This is a genomic window from Azospirillum thiophilum, assembly GCF_001305595.1.
In the GTDB taxonomy this organism is placed as follows: Bacteria; Pseudomonadota; Alphaproteobacteria; order Azospirillales; family Azospirillaceae; genus Azospirillum; species Azospirillum thiophilum.
In genome coordinates this window covers 1,176,256-1,194,260 of the sequence record NZ_CP012401.1, presented here as the reverse complement: position 1 = coordinate 1,194,260, position 18,005 = coordinate 1,176,256, and the positions used below count along the sequence as shown (strand labels likewise).

Genomic DNA, 18,005 nt, shown 5'->3' with positions numbered 1-18,005 from the left:
ATGTTTCCACACCCCTTCCACAAGGAAAGGGCCCGGCCACCGCGGATGGGCGGGATTTACGCCGCCTTGCGTTCGCGGCGCAAGGCCCATTTCACCGTGATGCCCTCGGGGCCGCATTGTCCCTGCATCATGATCTGGCGGGTGCGGCGCGGCTCGTCCCCGCTGCCGAGATAGACGCTCTCCGCCACCTCCAGCGCGGCGCCGGTGACCCGCATGCGCCAGGAATTGCCGCTGGGCAGGCGGAGAAGCACCTGCTCGCTCCCCTGGATCGGCACCACCTCGACCTGCGGGTGCAGGTGGAAACGGATGGCATAGGGCTGCGGCTGCGGCGTGGCGCCGATCACCGGTTCCAGCGTGTCCTCGCCGCGCAGGTCCTCGCCATTGTCGGCCAGATAGACGCGGCGGCGGTGCAGCAGGCCGAAGCCCTTGCTGTAGCCGTTGTGGGTGGCGACGACCAGCACGGCGCCGTCGGATTCCTGCCGCTCGCACCCGACATGGGACGGCCGGCGCCCCAGCCCGCCCTTGTCCAACACCTCCGACGAGTTGGTGTCGGCGACGACCATGGTCGAATGGGCCGACGTCCCGGCCAGGGCCGCGCGCCAGGGACCGCGCTGGGACGGATGGCTGCCGCAATTGACGATCAGCCGCTCCTTGTTGACGGAGACCTCCATCGACAGGGTGCCGGCATGGGCGGCGCGGTCCAGCCCGGCCGGCGGCGGCGCGCCGGTGTCGAGCAGCACCAGGGTGCGGCCGGCGATCAACCGCTCGAAGCCGGTGTGCGGCGCGCTCTTCAGCGGACGGCCGCGGGCGTCGGCCTGGGCCAGCACCGTATCGATCAGCGCCTGATCCTCCTCCTGCCCGCCGTTGAACAGGGCGAGCCCGCCATCGACATGGCGGAAGAAGCGAAGCGCCGGAGTCATGCGGTCGATGGCATGCTGGAGGCTTTCCGGCACCTCCTCCCTGGCGACGCGCAGCACGGCGCGCATGTCGATCAGGTCGCGCAACACCCGCATCTGGATCGACGGGTTGCGCTCCACATGGCCGCCGTCGGGCAGGATCTGGCGCGGCAGCTCGCGGTCGAGCAGACGCAGCGCCTCCCGCGCCGCCTTGTCCTGGTCGGGCAAGCAATAGCCGCCATAGAGCAGCCCCTTGACGGCGCCGATCAGCCGCTCGCCGTCGAGCTTGGCCGGCGCCACCCGCAGCAGATGGCGCAGCTGGCGGGCCATGCTCTCGAACACGCGGGCGCGGAACTCGTCGTCGGCGGAGGCGCAATAGAAGTCATGCAGGCCGATCCAGCTGGCCAGTCGCACCCCCAGCACGTCCGGCGCCCAGCTCTGCGCATGCCAGCCGCCATTCTGGTCGAGCCACGACCACACCAGCACCCGCGCCCGGCGCCGTGCCATGTCGCCGCCGACCGCGCGCAGGTCGCGCAGCCATTCGAAGCCATGGGCGGTGCGCAGCCAGCCGGACGTCGCCCCCTGCGGCCGCCAGTTCGGCGCACCGGCGGGATCGACGGCGATCTCCTGACCGGCGAACCGCATCCGGCCGGCCAGAATGGCGTTACCGCTGTCGGTGTCGCCCGGCCAGGGGTCGGGAGGAACCACTGCCAGCGCCCCCGGCGCCTTGCCCCCCAGCATCAGGGCGTAGAGGGGGTTCCCATAGGCAAGGCGTGCCATGCCGCTGCGAAACCGTCCATTCCCGTCGCCCATCAGCGCCGACTCCTTCAGGACCGCGAGCGGCGTCGGCAGCCGGCGGAGGGTGATGATGCGGTGCGGGAGAACGCGGACGAAAGCATGGACCGTGTGGTATCAATTCGCCGTCCGCATCGCAAGACGGGCCTGGGTCTTATCCCCGGGTCCGAACCGGCCATTCGGCCCGGCCTTTCGTATACGAAGTCCGGAAACCCCGCTTAGGCCAAGCGTCTGCGCAGCCGGGCCACGAAGAAGCCGTCGATGCCGCCCAGATCGGCCAGCATGCCCGGCAGGGAGCGGACCTCCCCCACCTCGTTGACCGCTTCGGACAGCCCGCCCAATTCGTCGGCGGTGACCGGCCAGCGCTCCATCCGCTGGTCCTGCCGCAGCAGGCGGGCGATCTGCACCTCTCCCTCCTCCGGCTGGATGGAGCAGGTGCAGTAGACCAGCGTGCCGCCGGGCTTCAGCAGCTCGACCGAGCGGGCAAGCAGCCGCGACTGGGCACGGGCCAGCTTGGCGATGTCGTCGGGCGTCTTGACGCGCAGGATGTCGGGATGGCGGCGGATCGCCCCGGTGGCCGAACAGGGAGCGTCGAGCAGCACGGCATCCGCCGGCGCCTCCGGTTCCCAGGTGGCGGCGTCGGTGGCCAGCACCTCGGCCTCGAGAGTCAGGCGCTTCAGGTTCTCCGTCACCCGCTCCAGCCGGCGGGCGGAACGGTCGATGGCGGTGACCTGCGCACCCTGGACCACCAGCTGCGCCGTCTTGCCGCCGGGGGCGGCGCAGAGGTCGAACACCCGCTTGCCGGCCAGATCGCCGAACAGCTTGGCCGGCAGCGAGGCGGCGAGGTCCTGGACCCACCATTCCCCCTCCTCGAAGCCGGGAAGCTCGGTCACCGAACCGCCGGCCGGCCGGCGCAGGGAGCCGGTCGGCAGCACGATGGCGCCCAGACGCTCCGCCCAACCCTCCGGGTCCGACTTCACGGTGATGTCCAGCGGGGCCTCGTGCAGATGCGCCTCGACGATGCCGCGGGTGCGGGCGGTGCCGTAGGCCGAGCGCCAGGACAGCCACAGCCAGTCCGGCGTGTTCAACCGACCGGCGTCCTGCTTCTCCGCCATCGCCGCCCCTTCGCGCCCGATGCGGCGCAGAACGGCGTTGATCAGCCCCTTGTAGGGGGCGGCGTTGCGTGCCGCTGCCAGCTCCACCGCGGTGTCGACCGCGGCATGGGCGGGGGTGTTCAGAAACACCAGCTGCGCCGTGCCCAGCCGCAGCATGTCGTGGATCGCCGCCTTGGGCAGGCCCGGCTTGGCAAGACTGGACTGGATCAGTTCGTCGATCTGGCCCAGCCGGCGCAGGACGGTGGCGACCAGCATGCGGACGAAGCCGCGGTCGCGCGGCTGAAGCGACGCGAGTTCGGGATGCGCATCGAACGCATCGTCGAAGGGAACGGACTTGCGCAGCACGTCGCGCAGCAAGTCGAGCGCGACGCCGCGGGCGGCGAGGGAAGTGTCGGTCATGGATTAAGGATCTAGCGCGCCGGACGGCCAGTGTCGATACGGGATGCCCGGCCTTCCGTGGAATAGGAATGTTTCGAGGAAAGAGGGGGCGGGGAGCCGCAAGGCCCGCCCCGGAAAAAGCGAAGGGCCGGTGCGTCGCCGCCCGGCCCTTTGATCTTCGCTATACCGGAGAACTGGAGCGGGCGAAGGGATTCGAACCCTCGACCCCAACCTTGGCAAGGTTGTGCTCTACCCCTGAGCTACGCCCGCGCTCCCGTCGTCCGGGAGCCGCTTTCTACGGAAACACGGCCTCCGCCGCAAGAGAAAAATTCACCCCGCCGCCACTTTTCCAACGTCCCATTCCGCCCCCCTGCCGCAACACCGCACCGGATGCCTTGCGTCCCGTCATCGGAGGGCTATGGTGTCCGGCCATACGGCAACGGATGGAGATTGCGGCATGGCCGGCACCATCACTCTCGGGCGCGACGACAGCAGCGATGGCGTCGTCGCCACGCTGACCCTGTCCAACCCGGACAAGCTGAACGCCTTCGACAAGCCGATGTGGCTTGCCCTGATCGGCCATCTGAAAACGCTGGAGGCCGACGACGAGGTCCGCGTCGTGGTGATGCGCGGCAGCCCCGGGTCGACTGGTGCGCGCAGCTTCTCCCCCGGCGCCGACATCTCGGAGTTCGAGAGCGAGCGCAACAGCCCCGAACAGGGGGCCGCCTATGGCGACCTGATGGACGAGGGGCTGGATGGCCTGCGGTCCTTGCGCCATCCGGTGCTGGCCGCCATCGACGGGCCGTGCTGCGGCATCGGCCTGGCGGTCGCCCTGGCCTGCGACCTCAGGGTCTGTTCGGAAAGCAGCCGCTTCGGCGTGCCGGTCAGCCGGCTCGGCATCTCGATGGGACCCACCGAGTTGAAGCTGGTCGCCGACGTGGCCGGTGGCCCGGCGGCCCTGGAAATCCTGCTGGAAGGCCGCGTCTTCGGCGCGTCGGAGGCCAAGGACAAGAAACTGGTCCACCGCGTCGTCCCCGACGAAGGCTTCGAGGCGGAGATCGCCGCCACGACCCGGCGCATCGCCGCCGGCGCGCCGCTGGCCGCGACGCTGCACAAGCGATACGTCCACCGCCTTTCCGACCCGGCTCCATTGAGCGAGGCGGAGATCGCCGAGTGCTACCGCTGCTTCGGCACCCGGGACTTCCGCGAGGGCTACCGCGCGTTTCTGGATAAGCGCAAACCGATGTTCACCGGGCGGTGATCCTGGGAGGCCGTGCCAGGATAGCTTGCAGGAGTTGCACGGACATCACGGCCCCCCCCCGAACCTCCCGGGAACCGACCGGCGTACGTCCCGCTTACGCATGGCAGGGCTTTCGCATGTGCGATGGTCATGGCGGTGGAAGGCCTCACATTCGTAGGGTTCCGATTCCTGCCTGACGGTTCGTCATGTCGCGCGTCACCCCGCTGATCATCGCCTGCGCCCTGTTCATGGAGAATCTCGACTCGACGGTCATCGCGACCGCCCTGCCGGGGATCGCGCACTCGATGGGCGAGGATCCGTTGCGGCTCAGCCTGGCCATGACCTCCTACATGCTGGCGCTGGCGGTGTTCCTGCCAGTCAGCGGCTGGGCAGCCGACCGCTTCGGAGCGCGCACCGTCTTCGCCAGCGCCATCGGCGTCTTCACGCTGGGGTCCATCGCCTGCGGCCTGTCCAACGGTCTGGCGGAACTGGTGGCCGCCCGCATCGTCCAGGGGATCGGCGGGGCGATGATGGTGCCGGTCGGACGGCTGATCCTGCTGCGCACGGTGCCGAAGGACCAGTTGGTGACCGCGATGGCGCGGATGACCCTGCCGGCGCTGATCGGGCCGGCGCTGGGGCCGCTGGTGGGCGGCGCCATCACCACCTATGCCTCCTGGCGCTGGATTTTCTTCATCAACGTCCCCATCGGCCTGATCGGCATCGGGCTGGTGCTGGCGCTCATCCCCAATCTGAAGGAGGAGCAGCGCGACCCCTTCGACGCCCGCGGTTTCCTGTGGAGTTCGCTGGCACTCGCCGCTTTCATGTTCGGCTTCGAGAATATCGGGCGCGACCTGCTGCCGCCCTATGCGGTGGCCATCCTGCTGGCGGTGGCGCTGCTGGCGACGATCGCCTATCTGCGCCATGCCCGCCGGGTGGTGCGGCCGGTGCTCGACCCGGCGCTGTTCCGGCTGCAGACCTTTCGTGCCTCGGTCCTGGGCGGCACGCTGTTCCGCATCGGCATTGGCGCCGTGCCCTTTTTGATGCCGGTAATGCTACAGATCGGCTTCGGCCTGACCGCCTTCGAGTCGGGCGCCCTGACCTTCGCCGGGGCGGCGGGAGCGCTGACGATGAAGGCGCTGGCCGGCCCGATCCTGCGCCGGTTCGGCTTCCGCCTCGTCCTGGCGGTGAATTCGCTGGTCAGCGGCGTGATCCTGGGCAGCTACGGCGCCTTCCGCCCCGACACGCCGCATCTGGTGATCCTGGGCGCCCTGCTGCTGGGCGGCTTCTTCCGCTCGCTTCAGTTCACCGGCATGAACACGCTGAGCTATGCCGAGGTGCCGCAGCCGATGACCAGCCGCGCCAACACGCTGGCCAGCGTGATGCAGCAGTTGTCGCTGAGCCTGGGCGTCGCCGTCGGCGCAACAGCCCTGCACCTGACCGTGCAGTGGAGCGGCACGCTGACCCCGGGCTCCTTCGTGCCGGCCTTCCTGACGGTCGGTCTGATGGCCTGCGCCTCCAGCGTCTTCTTCTGGCGCCTGCCCGCCGGAGCCGGAGACGAGATCAGCGGACACGTCACCGGCCCTGCCGGCGACCGGATGCACAAACCGGCGACCGCCCTGCCGGACGATGAGCGCAGGGCCGCCCTGCCCGATGCCGCGGATTAGCAAAGCGGATTAGCAAAGTCTGGGCGAACCCGGGGACTCATCGATGGGCGAGCACTGGAAACATCCATAACCTGTCTGTGGATATCCGAAAACCGCTGCATCTTCGGATGAGAATAATTCCGGCGATCATGATTAATTTTCGTGCGAGTCAGGGTTGGTAGCGCGTGCGTTCCGTGCGCGTTCCCGCTATAAACATGCATGGCGGCCATGCGCCGTCCTCAAGAAAACGGGAGGCTCCGGGCGGTTACGCACTGGGGCGGGACAGCATGATGGATTGGGACAAGCTTCGGGTTTTCCATGCGGTGGCCGAAGCCGGCAGCTTCACGCATGCCGGCGAGACGTTGAACCTCAGCCAGTCGGCGGTCAGCCGCCAGATCAGCGCGCTTGAGGAAAGCCTGGGCGTTCCATTGTTTCACCGGCACGCCCGCGGGCTGATCCTGACCGAGCAGGGCGAGTTGCTGCACCGCACCGCCCGCGACGTCTTCGCCAAGCTGTCGATGACGGAAGCGATGCTGACCGAAAGCCGGGAGCATCCCAAGGGCCCGCTGCGGGTGACGACGACAGTCGCCTTCGGCTCGACCTGGCTGACGCCGCGCATCAACGAGTTCATGTCGATCTATCCCGACATCCAGCTGACGCTTCTGATCGACGACGACGAGCTGGATTTGGCGATGCGCGAGGCGGACATCGCCATCCGCATGAACACGCCGCGCCAGCCGGACCTGATCCAGCGGCACCTGATGTCGATCCGCTTCCACCTCTACGCCAGCCAGAGCTACCTGAAGAAGCGGGGCACGCCCAAGACGCTGGCCGAGCTGGACAGCCACGACCTGATCACCTACCCGCCCGACGTGCGGGCGCCGATCCCCAACGTCAACTGGATCATGGAAATGGGCGACCCGTCGCCCGCGCGCAAACCGATCCTGCAGGTCAACAGCGTCTATGCCATCTACCGGGCGGTGGAGAGCGGGCTCGGCATCGGCGCGCTGCCCGATTTCCTGGTCGACAGCTTCTCCAAGGACGTCACCCGCATCCTGCCGGACGTCGACGGGCCGAAGGTCGACGCCTACTTCGTTTATGCCGAAGAATTGCGCCATTCCAAGCGCATCGCGGTCTTCCGCGACTTCCTGGTCAAAAAAGTGGCAGAAACCCCGTTCTGATCCGGGACAGTTTTCAGCGATTTGTAACAGCATTGCCGAAATCGACCGCGCTGCACCATATTTCCGGAGCAGCCCGGCCGATTTCGGCATTTTTATTAGCCTTCCAATGGTCATCTCTAGCCATGCGTGGCTTGCATGGTAGATTTATTCATTTATGCCTGGAAAGTTGGCACCGGAATGGTCAAATTTTGATCGTTGGATGCTGCGACGCAGCACCCGATGTTTCGTCCCGGAGGTCTCCCCTCCGGGGTTGGGTCCTCGGACCCAGCGTCTCCCAGACGTGAAGCCTCCCTGTTCAACTCGCCGCTAATCCAATGGGTTAGCGGCGGTTTTTTTATGGGCGGGATCTGGGGTGCAATAGCGGAGCAGCGTCCGGGCGCTGTTCTTCAAGCGCTGCCCGCGCAATCGCCAGGATGTTGTCCAGACGGATGACCAGTTCATTCTCGCACAAGGCGGAGCGCGCAGCCGCCGCCTCCTCAATGATCGCGCGCAGGGCATCACCATGACCGTCGCCATCCGTCATCCTCTCCTCCGATCCGTTTGGGCCGACGATATCCCATGTGAAGAACTTCACAGCATGTCCCGTGTCACTTCGCATACCTGTTTATGCGACAGGAATGGAGGCTCCCATGCTCATGCGTAACGTCAGGGTGAACGGCAAGCGGACCAGCATGAAGCTGATGCCGGTGGAATGGGAGTCCCTCGAGGAAATCTGTGCCCGCGAGCGAATGACGATGAGCGAACTGGTGACGTTGATCGACGCCGAGCGCTACGACAGCGACAACCTCACAGGCTGCGTCCGCGTCTACGCCCTGTGCTATTTCCGGCGGGCAGCCGCCATGACCGAACCGATGCCGCGGCACCGGGCGCAGTCCCTTTCCGTCGCCGCCGAGTAACCGGCCCGGCTCCACCATCGGACATCACCCGTGGCGCGACTGCGGCTGGCACCCCATGTTCGCACTTGAACGAACAGCGGCGGCTTGCCCGCAGTCCTTCTTCACGCGGCGGGTGCGCCAATGCCGGATGCCCAGGATTTTCCCGTCTACAGCGCCGGCGAGCGGCGGGCCGATGCGGTCGTCCATGCCGTCGGGGTCGCTGCAGGGATCGCCGGCTTCATATGGCTGCTGGCCCGCGCCGTGTTTTCCGACGCGGTCCCGGTGCGGACCGCCCTCGCCCTGTCGATCTATGGGCTGGGGCTGGTCGGCATGCTGTCGGCGTCGGCGGCCTACAACCTCGCTCCCCCCGGTTTCGCCAAGGCGCTGCTGCGCCGGGTCGATCATGCCATGATCTTCGTGATGATCGCCGGAACCTACACGCCCTTCACGTTGGGGCTCGGCCAGGGCGCCGGGCTGGGGGGCGCGGTGTGGAGCGGGGCCGCGGTCGGCGCTGCGCTGAAGCTGCGCTTTCCGGGACGGTTCGAAAGGCTCGGGCTGGTGCTCTATCTCGGGCTGGGCTGGGCGATCGTCACCGCGCTCGAACCGCTGGGCTCGGCGCTGCCGCCATTGGCGCTGTGGCTGCTCGTCGCCGGCGGCCTGCTCTACACGGTGGGGGTCGTCTTCCACCTGATGGAGCGGATGCCCTACAACAACGCGATCTGGCACCTGCTGGTGCTGGCCGCCGCCGCCTGCCATTTCACGGCCGTCTCGGCGGCCTTCCTGCCGTAAGCCCCTTTCCTGCGGCACGCCGCATGTCGGGCGGGGACAAGTGGTCGCGAATTCCGTATCTTCCGCGGGTCACAACCCCGGGGAGACATGATGGGATCGTCGATCCGCCTGCCGGTACCGCCGCAAGGGCGGGCGGCGCTTGCCCGTGCTGCACTGATCTGCCTGCCGCTGATGCTTGCCGCCGGCACCGTCCGGGCGGCGCCGTCCTTTGACTGCAAGGCGGCCTCCACCCCGGTCGAGAAGGCGATCTGCGCCGATCCCAAGCTGGCCGACGCCGACCAGGAACTCGCCGACAGCTACAAGGCCCTGCAATCCCTGTCCGGCAGCGCCGACCGGGAACGCCTGCGGACGGAGCAGAAGGCGTGGCTGGGCCAGCGCAACCAATGCGCTGCGTCGGGGTCCGTTACCTCCTGCCTGGGCCCGGTTCTCGATGCCCGGCGTACCGCCTTGGCCGAGTCGCTGCCGAAGGCGGCGGCCGCCGTCGCCACCATCGTCGACGGCATCGCCGCGGACCCGGCCGGCGCCGCGAAACGGCTGGCGGACATCCGCGGAGGGCTGGGCAAGGGATGGACGGCCTATCTGCTGCGCTTCGGCCCCTCCCCCGACCGCAAGAAGGCCGAGGCGCTGCTGCGCGAGGCCGTCGAAGGCATCGGCGATTCCTTCGCCCGCGAAACCGCCGCCGGCGCCGATCCCGCCACCGACGAGGGGTTCCTGACCGCCCTGCGCGTGGTCAGCGATGATGTCGAGATGGCATGGCCCTGTTCGGTGATGGAACAGCGCGGCACGCCGGCCTGGAAGGCAATGGAGCCGCTCTATGGCAGCAGCCGCGACAGTTTCGGCGCCCCGCCCGCCTGCCCGGACGACGGTGCCCTCCTCGCCTCGCCCGCCTGGAAGACGGTGGAAGACCTGCTAGCCCCGATGCTGGAGGCCGCGTCCAACCGCACCGGGACCATCCGCTTCGCCAGCTACCGCCAGATGGGTATCGACCGGCTGAAATCGGCGGTCGATCCGCGCCTGTTCCTGGGCGAGGCGCCGGAACTGGCTCCGCTGGTCAAGGACACCGCAGGCTGGACCAACCCGCGCTGGGTCGCGCCCGGCTGGGGCGAACGTCTCGACAAGGCGGTCGATGCGGCGGTGACGTCCTGGACTCCCCAACTCGCCAGCCGCTACGGCATGCCCCCCGCCGAAGCCCGCCGCCTGGCCCAGGCGGTGGCCGCCCAGGGGCTGGGCAGCGGCATCGGCCTGATCACCGACAATCTGGACCTCCAAAATGACACCCGCATCCCCGACTGGCTGCGCGGATCCTGGAGCTGGAGCGGCGGTGCGGCCGAGGGCACGCCCTTCGCCACCCCTGCCGGCAAGGCGCGCATCGACGCCACGACGATCTGCGTCGGCAGCGAATGCGACGGCTACGACGTGACAGGACAAGGCGAGGATGCGCCCTTCGACCCCAAGGAGGTCAAGGCGGCGGGCGCCGCGCCGGCACCAGATGCCGCCACGCGGGCGATCAGCCTCGCTGCGGTCGCGGCCGGCGGCAGCGTCACCCTGGTCCCGCTCGCCGGCGACGGCGTGCTGGCCACCGGCTACGGCAAACCGACGGTGCTGAAACGGGAAGCCCGGTAACGGAAGGCAGGGCGCCCGTCCGGCTGGAAGGGCCGGCGGTGCGCCCTTGTCCGTCGGCGGCCTTAAGTCGGCGACCTTGAAAGGCTTGCCTGCATCGTTCGGGTAAGCGACACTTCGGCGACGCCTGTTCCGGTTGCGGGAGCGGACGCGGCTTTCCGGGGGGAGGCATGGCACGGAACCTCAAGGCGCTTGGGTTGTGGCGCACGGCACTGGTCGCCAGCGTGCGTCAGGATGGCCCCGACCTGTCGGCGCGCCAGCTGGCGATCCTCCTCCAGGTCTATCTGACCGACCCGCCACACACCGTTCGCGGTCTGGCATCCCTGCTGAACATCTCCAAGCCCGCGGTGACCCGCGCGCTCGACCGGCTGTCGGTGCTTGGCTTCGTCAAGCGCAAGCGCGATGCGGAAGACAAGCGCAACGTGCTGGTCCAGCGCACTGTGAAGGGCAGCGTCCATCTCTCCGACTTCGCCGAGCTGGTGATCGCCGCCGGTGCCGTCACGGACGAGGACATGGCGCAGATCCGTACGGACGAGGCGGTGGCCGCGGCCGCCAAGGCCCGGCTGGAGGCTGAATTGCAGGTTGCTTCCCCGCCGGCGGGGACCGCCCTGGAGGCTCCCGGCCTGTCTCCAGCCCTGGCGGCTTCCCCCTCCTGACGAAGTCTCCTGTGTCCCTTTGCCCCCCTCCTCCGGTGGGCCGGAAGAGGGGGAACGGGAACCGGTTCCCTAAAGCAGCGCCTCCAGCACGCGGTCGGGCGGCGTGTGGCCGTCGATGAAGGTCTTGATGTTGATCACCACCTTCTCGCCCATGTCGATGCGGCCCTCGATGGTGGCAGAGCCCATGTGCGGCAGCAGGACGACATTGTCCAGCCGCAGCAGCTTCGGGTTGACCGCCGGCTCATGCTCGAACACGTCCAGCCCGGCGCCGGCGATCTCGCCCTTGGACAGCATGCGGGTCAACGCCACCTCGTCGATCACTTCGCCGCGCGAGGTGTTGACGATGTAGCAGTGCGGGCGCAGCAGCTTCAGCCGGCGTTCCGACAGCAGGTGGTAGGTGGCCGGCGTGTGCGGGCAGTTGATGGAGATGATGTCCATCCGCGCCAGCATCTGGTCCAGGCTGGCCCAATAGGTCGCCTCCAACTCCTGCTCCAGCTCCGGATGGACGCGGCGGCGGTTGTGGTAGTGGATCGACATGCCGAAGGCGCGCGCGCGCCGCGCCAGCGCCGAGCCGATGCGGCCCATGCCCAGGATGCCGAGCCGCTTGCCGCTGATGCGGTGCCCCAGCATGGTGGTCGGGCCCCAGCCGGTCCATTGGCCGGACCGGACCAGCCGCTCGCCCTCCGCCACGCGGCGCGCGGTGGCCAGCAGCAGCGCCATGGTCATGTCGGCGGTGTCCTCGGTCAGGACGCCGGGGGTGTTGGTGACGACGATGCCGCGCTCGCGCGCCGCCTTCAGGTCGATGTGGTCGACGCCGGTGCCGAAGGAGGCGATCATCCGAAGTTGCGGCCCCGCCGCCTCGATCAGCGCCCGGTCGATGCGGTCGGTCACGGTGGGCACCAGGACCTCGGCGAGGGCCATGGCATCCTGCATCTGGGCGGGCGTCAGCGGAACGTCGTCCGGATTGAGCCGGGTGTCGAACAGCTCCATCATCCGCGTCTCGATGACGTCCGGCAGCTTGCGGGTGACGACAACGAGCGGCTTCTTCTTGTCGGTCATCGGTGCTGGTCCTCCCCTGCCCCGCCCGTTTGCGAGGCTCATCCGGTCCATGGTTGCCATACCAAGCGGTCGTGGGGCTGTCCAGTTGTCCGTCGCGAAAGCCCGCCCTGCGGCAGGGATATCGGCGGATATCGGCACGCCCGCCGGGTCAATCGGGAGTGGCGGCGGGGGCGGCGGCGCTTGCCCTATCGAACGGGTGGTCTCTATAGTGCGGCCCGATTTCCGCTCCCTTTGCCAACTCCGGTGCCGCCATGCTCGTCCGCCGCTCCGTCCTCGCCGCGCTGGCCCTGCTCGCCGGGCTTGGCGCGGTCTCCGGCAGCGCGGCGCAGGGACGCAGCGAAAGCCGGAAGGATCCGACTCATGCCTCGGGCCTGCCGATCCCCCGCTTCGTCACGGTGCGCGTCGGCGAACTGAACCTGCGCTCCGGCCCCAACGGCAACTACCCGATCGAATGGGTCTTCCGGCGCAAGGACATGCCGGTGGAGATCGTCCAGGAGTTCGACACCTGGCGCCGCATCCGCGATTGGGAAGGGGCCGAGGGCTGGGTGCACCAGAGCGCCTTGTCGGGCCGGCGCGGCGCCCTGATCGTCGGCCAGACACGCACGGTCCACGAGGCGCCGCGTGCAGACAGCGCCGTCGTGGCGCGGGCCGAGCCGGGGGTCGTCGGCTCGCTGAAGAAGTGCCGCGACGACTGGTGCGAGGTGGAGTTGAAAGGCTATCGCGGCTGGATGAAGCGCGCCGATTTCTGGGGCACCTATCCCGGCGAGAAGATCGAGTAGGCACGGGGCGCTTCGCCAGGAACCGGGGCTTGAAGGCGGACGGGAAAGGCCGTACGGTCGCGGCCTTACCTTTCTCTTCTGCAAGAGCAGTCCAATGAGCGGCGCGTCCGGCAAACAGATCAAGAAAGTGGTGCTCGCCTATTCGGGCGGCCTCGACACCTCGGTCATCCTGAAATGGCTGCAGGAAACCTATTCCTGCGAGGTGGTGACCTTCACCGCCGACCTCGGCCAGGGCGAGGAGCTGGAGCCCGCCCGCAAGAAGGCCGAGCTTCTGGGCATCAAGCCGGAAAACATCTTCATCGACGATCTGCGCGAAGAGTTCGTGCGCGATTTCGTCTTCCCGATGTTCCGCGCCAACACGCTGTACGAGGGCACCTACCTGCTCGGCACCTCGATCGCCCGGCCGCTGATCGCCAAGCGCCAGATCGAGATCGCCAACCTCGTCGGCGCCGATGCCGTCGCCCATGGCGCCACCGGCAAGGGCAACGACCAGGTCCGCTTCGAGCTGGGCTACTACGCGCTGAAGCCCGACATCACCGTCATCGCCCCGTGGCGCGAGTGGAGCCTGAACAGCCGCACCACGCTGCTGGACTACGCCGAGAAGAACCAGATTCCGATCGCGAAGGACAAGCGCGGCGAGGCGCCCTATTCGACCGACGCCAACCTGCTGCACATCTCCTACGAAGGCAAGGCGCTGGAAGACCCGTGGGTCGAGCCGGACGAGGACATGTTCACCCGTTCCGTCGCCCCGGAAAAGGCGCCGGAAACCCCGACCTACATCGAGGTCGAGTTCAAGAACGGCGACGCGGTCGCCATCGACGGCAAGGCCCTGTCGCCGGCGGCATTGCTGACCGAGCTGAACCGGCTGGGCGGCGAGAACGGCATCGGCCGCCTCGACCTGGTCGAGAACCGCTATGTCGGCATGAAGTCGCGCGGCGTCTACGAGACCCCGGGCGGCTCCATCCTGCTGGTCGCCCACCGCGCCATGGAGAGCATCACGCTCGACCGCGGCGCCGGGCACCTCAAGGACGAGCTGATGCCGCGCTACGCCGAGCTGATCTATTGCGGCTATTGGTGGAGCCCGGAGCGTCTGGCCATCCAGGCGCTGATCGACCAGACCCAGTCGCTGGTCAACGGCACGGTCCGTCTGAAGCTGTACAAGGGCAATGTCACGGTCGTCGGCCGCCAGTCGCCCAACTCGCTCTACCGCATGGACTATGTGACCTTCGAGCAGGACAGCGTCTACAATCAGAAGGACGCGGAAGGCTTCATCAAGCTGAATGCGCTCCGCCTGCGCCTGGGCGCGATGGCCAAGCAGAAGATCGGCTGAAGGCAGGCTTCCTCGAAGCGGCCGGCTTGAAAGGAAGGGGACGCCACCGCCGTGGCGTCCCCTTCTTGCATTGCCGGGCTTCTACTTGCCGGCCGCCGCGATCAGCTTGTCAACCATGCCGAGCGTGAATTTCAGCACGGCTTCGTCGACCAGCTTGCCATCCTTGATCTTCTCGCCGACCGTGCCGATGACAACCTGCGGGCCGCTCACCAGATCGGCGGACACCGCCAGCAGCGTGTCGTTCACCTGCTGGTGCGCACGCACGCCGCCGGTGAAGGCGGGAGAATTGCTGACGACCAAGACCGGCTTGCCGATCAGCGCCGATTTGCCGTAAGGGCGCGAGGCCCAGTCCAGCGCATTCTTCAGCACGCCCGGCATGCCGTAATTGTATTCCGGCGTGACGATGACGACGCCGTCGGCCTCCGCGATGGCCTGACGGAAGGCATGGACCTCCGCCGGGGCGTCGGGGCCGTCGATGTCCTGATCGTAGAGCGGCAGGCGGAGATCGCGGATGTCCATCCCGACATCGGCCGGCAGGGCGCCCTGAAGCCCGCGCAGCACGGCGAGCGAGTTGGAGTTGCTGCGCAGGCTGCCGGGCAGCCCAAGCAATTTGGCACGCACCGTTGCGTCGGTCATCAGGCGGTAGTCCTTTCTTTCACGGGTGACGGGTCTGCTTGCGCGCGGGTTCGCGACGATATCCGGCCGCCATCGACATGGTCGGGCGGAGTGGCGCCGGCAATGGCGCCGGCAATGGCTACGGTCGATGGCCCCCTCCCCGATCATCGCTGTGACCATCTTGGGCCCTGACTTTTGGTGGAGGGGACTGCTACCCAATTGGAGGGTACACGAAGATTGGCACAGAGTGGGCCAGGGAACAAAACAGCCCGGATTTGATTTGCCCTCTGGATCGATCGGAAAGGGAAGGAGAAGCGACATGGCGACGCGACGCCTCGACCGGGAAGACCATGTTCGGAAACATCTGGCGCTGATGCTGCGGGATTGGCAGGAACAGACCGGCCGCGATATGGCGACGGCGACCGCCGACCTGCGGCTTCAACACTGCACCACGCTGCTGATCGACCTGCTGGGCGAGGCGGAGCGGGCGGACGAAGCCGCCATGGCGGAAGGCTGAGGGCGGAAGGCTGAGAGCGGAGGATTGGCGGAACGGCCCCGGCACGGAGCCGCTCCGTCACGCGAACGCGCTTACTGCGGGGCCATGCGGATGGCACCGTCAAGGCGGATGACGTCGCCGTTCAGCATCTCGTTCTCCAGGATGTGTTGGACGAGGCGGGCATATTCCTCCGGCATGCCGAAGCGCTTGGGGAAGGGCACGGTGGCGGCGAGGCTGTCCTGCACCTCCTGCGGCATGTTCAGCAGCATCGGCGTCCCGATCAGGCCGGGAGCCACGGTCATCACGCGAATAGCGTTGCGGGCAAGGTCGCGCGCCGCACAGATGGTCAGGGCGACGATGCCGCCCTTCGACGCGGCATAGGCGGCCTGCCCGATCTGCCCCTCATAGGCGGCGACGGAAGCGGTGTTGACGATCACGCCGCGCTCACCGCTCGGCAGAGGCTCCAGCTTCGCCATGTCGGCCGCCGCCAGCCGCAGGATGTTGAAGCTGCCGATCAGGTTGACCTCGATCACCGCGCGGAAGCTCTCCAGCGGCATCGGACCGTCGCGGCCGACGATGCGTTGGGCGGGCGCGATGCCGGCGCAGTTCACCGCGATGCGGGCCGGGCCATGGACGGACCGCGCCTGATCGAAGGCCCGCTCGGCCGAGGCGCCGTCGGTGACGTCGCAGACCAGGCCCAGCCCGCCGATCTCGTGCGCAGTCTTCAGCACCGCGTCCTCGTTGACGTCCAGCACGGTCACCCTGGCACCGAGCCCGGCCAGATGGCGCGCCGTCGCCGCCCCCATGCCCGAAGCGCCGCCGGTGACGATGGCGGACAGACCCTGGATGTTCATGGCATCTCCTCCTTAATTGCAGCCGATCGGCCCATGGCGCCGGCCTTGTGTCCAACAGGAAACGATCGCACTTGTTGTTTGCCAGATGGCCGCCGCACCATACCACACCGTATGGTGAGGAGACATCGACGTGACGACATGCGTTGCACCGGCACCGGCCGCGCCATCTGCATATTTGAGGGAATCCGAGCCTCCATGACCGCATCGCCTGCCACTCCCCAATCCGCCGCCGGCCTTCCGTCCCCCGGCACTGCGCTGGCGATTCCCGATCCGGTGCGGGTCGAGCGCGACGAACGGCTGGTCCGCCACCGCTTCTGGCAGAAGCTGCGCGCCAACCTGCATCGCGTCCCCTTCCTGGAGGAATTGCTGGCCGCCTATTTCTGCGCGACCGATCCCGCCACGCCCTACCGGGCGAAGGCGATCCTGCTGGGGGCTTTGGCCTATTTCGTGCTGCCGGTGGACGCCGTGCCCGACTGGCTGCTGATCGCCGGCTTCACCGACGACGCCGCGGTGCTGGCCGCCGCCATCCACACGGTGCGCACGAACCTGACCCCGGCACACTGGGGCCGGGCGAAACAGGCCCTATGGACGGAAGCCGCGCGCAGCGAAGCAGGCGCCGAGACGGGAGACGATCGCCTCTAATCGGCCTGCGCCGATCCCAGCGCCGCCGCCTTGCGCTCGTCCGCCACGTCACGGTGCATGGTATAGAGCGCCGACGCGGCGATCACCGCAGCCCCCACCCAGCCCCACAGATCCATGGTCTGGTCAAAGGCAAGCCAGGCGACAAACGCGGTGAAGGGCAGACGGGCATAGTCGTAAGGCATCATCGCCGAGGATTCGGCCAACGCCAGCGCGCGGGTCATCGCCAGTTGCCCCAGCGTCAGCAGCCCGCCCAGCAGGGCCAGCGCACCCAACACGCTCCAACTCGGCCAAGTCCAGACGAACAGCGCCGGCACCAGCGCCATCGGCGTGACCAGCAGGCCCAGGAAGGTGACGACCACCAGCGCGCCGTCCCTGCGGCTCAGCGCCCGCATCTGCAGAACGGTGGTGGCGGCGGCGACGCAATGGACGAACAGCGCCGTGAATGCCAGATCGACCGGCGTTCCGCCCGGCCGCAGGACGATCAGCACGCCGGCGAAACCGGCGCACACCGCAGCCCAGCGCCGCAGCCGCACCCGCTCGCCCAGAACCAGCGCGGCCCCGGCCGTGACGAACAGCGGGATGGCGAAGCTGACCGCCGTCGCGGTCGGCAACGGCAGATGGGCAATGGCGTAGAACCAGGCCGCCATCGCGCAGAGGCTGGTCACCGCCCGCGTCAGATAAGGGAGCAGCCGCCGTTCCGCCAGAACCGCACGGCAGGCGGGCGCCCCCGCCGTCAATGCCCAGGGCAGCATCCACAGGAGGCTGAACAGGTTGCGGAAGAACACGACCTCCAGAGGGTCCATGACGGTGGATGCCCACCGCACCGCCGCATTGCCGATCCCAAACAGCAATGCCGAAAGCAGCATGAAACCGGCACCCAACAGCAGCCGGTTCGTCGGCACCTGCAGGCGCGGGCTGGTGCCCATGGGCGGCGAGGCGAAAACGGTCACGGTCGGTCGTCCCTCAGCAAGGCGATCGGGGGTGGTTCTGTCGGGTCCGCTGTCCGTGGCGTTAGCGCGAACATCGGGCCGCGCCACCCGGC

Annotated in this window: 18 protein-coding genes and 1 tRNA gene; 11 read left to right on the top strand and 8 right to left on the bottom strand. The window is 68.1% G+C overall.

The features are described 5' to 3' along the window. Positions 1–56 precede the first annotated feature (56 nt). The 3 genes from AL072_RS05495 to AL072_RS05485 form a co-directional block, all read right to left on the bottom strand. A complete protein-coding gene (locus AL072_RS05495; RefSeq protein ID WP_045581185.1) occupies positions 57–1,709 on the bottom strand; it encodes a heparinase II/III family protein in 1,653 nt (550 codons plus the stop codon). Positions 1,710–1,909: 200 nt separating this feature from the next. Next, the gene (gene rsmB / locus AL072_RS05490; protein WP_045581186.1) at positions 1,910–3,205 is read right to left on the bottom strand and encodes a 16S rRNA (cytosine(967)-C(5))-methyltransferase RsmB; all 1,296 of its coding nucleotides are present in this window, start codon (positions 3,203–3,205) and stop codon (positions 1,910–1,912) included. 174 nt (positions 3,206–3,379) lie between these two features. After that, positions 3,380–3,454: transfer RNA gene (locus tag AL072_RS05485), tRNA-Gly, on the bottom strand. Between the two features lie 187 nt (positions 3,455–3,641). Here AL072_RS05485 and AL072_RS05480 point away from each other — a divergent pair. The 3 genes from AL072_RS05480 to AL072_RS05470 all read left to right on the top strand — a co-directional run bounded on the left by AL072_RS05480 (position 3,642) and on the right by AL072_RS05470 (position 7,248). Beyond that, entirely contained in the window at positions 3,642–4,445 is an 804-nt protein-coding gene (locus AL072_RS05480) for an enoyl-CoA hydratase/isomerase family protein (protein WP_045581187.1), read from the top strand. Positions 4,446–4,630: 185 nt separating this feature from the next. Continuing rightward, positions 4,631–6,088: a DHA2 family efflux MFS transporter permease subunit gene (locus AL072_RS05475; RefSeq protein WP_045581188.1), complete on the top strand. Its 1,458-nt coding sequence runs from the start codon at positions 4,631–4,633 to the stop codon at positions 6,086–6,088. 269 nt (positions 6,089–6,357) lie between these two features. After that, complete coding sequence (locus AL072_RS05470) at positions 6,358–7,248, top strand: LysR family transcriptional regulator (protein ID WP_045581189.1); 891 nt, start codon at positions 6,358–6,360, stop codon at positions 7,246–7,248. A gap of 334 nt (positions 7,249–7,582) precedes the next feature. Here the strand turns inward: AL072_RS05470 and AL072_RS05465 are convergent, their stop codons facing one another. After that, the gene (locus AL072_RS05465) at positions 7,583–7,771 is read right to left on the bottom strand and encodes a hypothetical protein (protein ID WP_045581190.1); all 189 of its coding nucleotides are present in this window, start codon (positions 7,769–7,771) and stop codon (positions 7,583–7,585) included. A 106-nt stretch (positions 7,772–7,877) separates the two neighbouring features. Between AL072_RS05465 and AL072_RS05460 the strand changes: the two genes are divergently transcribed. From AL072_RS05460 to AL072_RS05445, 4 genes are all read left to right on the top strand, one after another. Beyond that, positions 7,878–8,144 (top strand): ribbon-helix-helix domain-containing protein, encoded by a 267-nt coding sequence (locus tag AL072_RS05460; protein ID WP_045581191.1) that lies wholly within the window; start codon positions 7,878–7,880, stop codon positions 8,142–8,144. Positions 8,145–8,264: 120 nt separating this feature from the next. Further along, positions 8,265–8,912 carry a PAQR family membrane homeostasis protein TrhA gene (gene trhA, locus AL072_RS05455; protein WP_045581192.1) on the top strand — a complete coding sequence of 216 codons (648 nt, stop codon included), beginning with the start codon at positions 8,265–8,267 and terminating at the stop codon, positions 8,910–8,912. A gap of 87 nt (positions 8,913–8,999) precedes the next feature. Continuing rightward, complete coding sequence (locus AL072_RS05450; protein WP_045581193.1) at positions 9,000–10,535, top strand: lysozyme inhibitor LprI family protein; 1,536 nt, start codon at positions 9,000–9,002, stop codon at positions 10,533–10,535. A gap of 167 nt (positions 10,536–10,702) precedes the next feature. Next, positions 10,703–11,188: a MarR family transcriptional regulator gene (locus tag AL072_RS05445; RefSeq protein WP_342669594.1), complete on the top strand. Its 486-nt coding sequence runs from the start codon at positions 10,703–10,705 to the stop codon at positions 11,186–11,188. 69 nt (positions 11,189–11,257) lie between these two features. Here AL072_RS05445 and AL072_RS05440 read toward each other — a convergent pair whose 3' ends face one another. After that, positions 11,258–12,247, bottom strand: a complete 990-nt coding sequence (locus AL072_RS05440) for a 2-hydroxyacid dehydrogenase (RefSeq protein WP_045581194.1) — start codon at positions 12,245–12,247, stop codon at positions 11,258–11,260. Positions 12,248–12,498: 251 nt separating this feature from the next. Here AL072_RS05440 and AL072_RS05435 point away from each other — a divergent pair, with 251 nt between their 5' ends. Both AL072_RS05435 and AL072_RS05430 read left to right on the top strand, forming a co-directional pair. Continuing rightward, on the top strand, positions 12,499–13,026 hold the full coding sequence (locus AL072_RS05435) for an SH3 domain-containing protein (RefSeq protein WP_045581195.1): 528 nt from the start codon (positions 12,499–12,501) through the stop codon (positions 13,024–13,026). 94 nt (positions 13,027–13,120) lie between these two features. After that, positions 13,121–14,356 carry an argininosuccinate synthase gene (locus AL072_RS05430; protein ID WP_045581196.1) on the top strand — a complete coding sequence of 412 codons (1,236 nt, stop codon included), beginning with the start codon at positions 13,121–13,123 and terminating at the stop codon, positions 14,354–14,356. Positions 14,357–14,437: 81 nt separating this feature from the next. Here AL072_RS05430 and AL072_RS05425 read toward each other — a convergent pair whose 3' ends face one another. Beyond that, positions 14,438–14,992: an NADPH-dependent FMN reductase gene (locus AL072_RS05425; RefSeq protein WP_045581197.1), complete on the bottom strand. Its 555-nt coding sequence runs from the start codon at positions 14,990–14,992 to the stop codon at positions 14,438–14,440. Between the two features lie 298 nt (positions 14,993–15,290). Here AL072_RS05425 and AL072_RS05420 point away from each other — a divergent pair, with 298 nt between their 5' ends. After that, complete coding sequence (locus AL072_RS05420) at positions 15,291–15,488, top strand: hypothetical protein (RefSeq protein WP_045581198.1); 198 nt, start codon at positions 15,291–15,293, stop codon at positions 15,486–15,488. A 71-nt stretch (positions 15,489–15,559) separates the two neighbouring features. On the opposite strand, the gene AL072_RS05415 is transcribed toward AL072_RS05420, so the two are convergent. Then, entirely contained in the window at positions 15,560–16,321 is a 762-nt protein-coding gene (locus AL072_RS05415; RefSeq protein ID WP_045581199.1) for an SDR family NAD(P)-dependent oxidoreductase, read from the bottom strand. Between the two features lie 195 nt (positions 16,322–16,516). Here AL072_RS05415 and AL072_RS05410 point away from each other — a divergent pair, with 195 nt between their 5' ends. Next, positions 16,517–16,963: a YkvA family protein gene (locus tag AL072_RS05410; RefSeq protein ID WP_082108847.1), complete on the top strand. Its 447-nt coding sequence runs from the start codon at positions 16,517–16,519 to the stop codon at positions 16,961–16,963. Here the strand turns inward: AL072_RS05410 and AL072_RS05405 are convergent. Continuing rightward, positions 16,960–17,913, bottom strand: a complete 954-nt coding sequence (locus tag AL072_RS05405) for a DMT family transporter (RefSeq protein WP_245636772.1) — start codon at positions 17,911–17,913, stop codon at positions 16,960–16,962. The genes AL072_RS05410 and AL072_RS05405 overlap by 4 nt on opposite strands. Positions 17,914–18,005: the final 92 nt, after the last annotated feature.

Bases quoted from the DNA above. Each gene is read 5' to 3' on its own strand.
- AL072_RS05480 (WP_045581187.1), top strand. From the start codon at position 3,642: ATGGCCGGCACCATCACTCTCGGGCGCGACGACAGCAGCGATGGCGTC.
- AL072_RS05450 (WP_045581193.1), top strand. From the start codon at position 9,000: ATGATGGGATCGTCGATCCGCCTGCCGGTACCGCCGCAAGGGCGGGCG.
- AL072_RS05465 (WP_045581190.1), bottom strand. From the start codon at position 7,771: ATGACGGATGGCGACGGTCATGGTGATGCCCTGCGCGCGATCATTGAG.
- AL072_RS05430 (WP_045581196.1), top strand. From the start codon at position 13,121: ATGAGCGGCGCGTCCGGCAAACAGATCAAGAAAGTGGTGCTCGCCTAT.
- trhA (WP_045581192.1), top strand. From the start codon at position 8,265: ATGCCGGATGCCCAGGATTTTCCCGTCTACAGCGCCGGCGAGCGGCGG.
- rsmB (WP_045581186.1), bottom strand. From the start codon at position 3,205: ATGACCGACACTTCCCTCGCCGCCCGCGGCGTCGCGCTCGACTTGCTG.
- AL072_RS05495 (WP_045581185.1), bottom strand. From the start codon at position 1,709: ATGGGCGACGGGAATGGACGGTTTCGCAGCGGCATGGCACGCCTTGCC.
- AL072_RS05445 (WP_342669594.1), top strand. From the start codon at position 10,703: ATGGCACGGAACCTCAAGGCGCTTGGGTTGTGGCGCACGGCACTGGTC.
- AL072_RS05460 (WP_045581191.1), top strand. From the start codon at position 7,878: ATGCTCATGCGTAACGTCAGGGTGAACGGCAAGCGGACCAGCATGAAG.
- AL072_RS05475 (WP_045581188.1), top strand. From the start codon at position 4,631: ATGTCGCGCGTCACCCCGCTGATCATCGCCTGCGCCCTGTTCATGGAG.
- AL072_RS05435 (WP_045581195.1), top strand. From the start codon at position 12,499: ATGCTCGTCCGCCGCTCCGTCCTCGCCGCGCTGGCCCTGCTCGCCGGG.
- AL072_RS05425 (WP_045581197.1), bottom strand. From the start codon at position 14,992: ATGACCGACGCAACGGTGCGTGCCAAATTGCTTGGGCTGCCCGGCAGC.
- AL072_RS05415 (WP_045581199.1), bottom strand. From the start codon at position 16,321: ATGAACATCCAGGGTCTGTCCGCCATCGTCACCGGCGGCGCTTCGGGC.
- AL072_RS05420 (WP_045581198.1), top strand. From the start codon at position 15,291: ATGGCGACGCGACGCCTCGACCGGGAAGACCATGTTCGGAAACATCTG.
- AL072_RS05470 (WP_045581189.1), top strand. From the start codon at position 6,358: ATGGATTGGGACAAGCTTCGGGTTTTCCATGCGGTGGCCGAAGCCGGC.
- AL072_RS05410 (WP_082108847.1), top strand. From the start codon at position 16,517: ATGACCGCATCGCCTGCCACTCCCCAATCCGCCGCCGGCCTTCCGTCC.
- AL072_RS05440 (WP_045581194.1), bottom strand. From the start codon at position 12,247: ATGACCGACAAGAAGAAGCCGCTCGTTGTCGTCACCCGCAAGCTGCCG.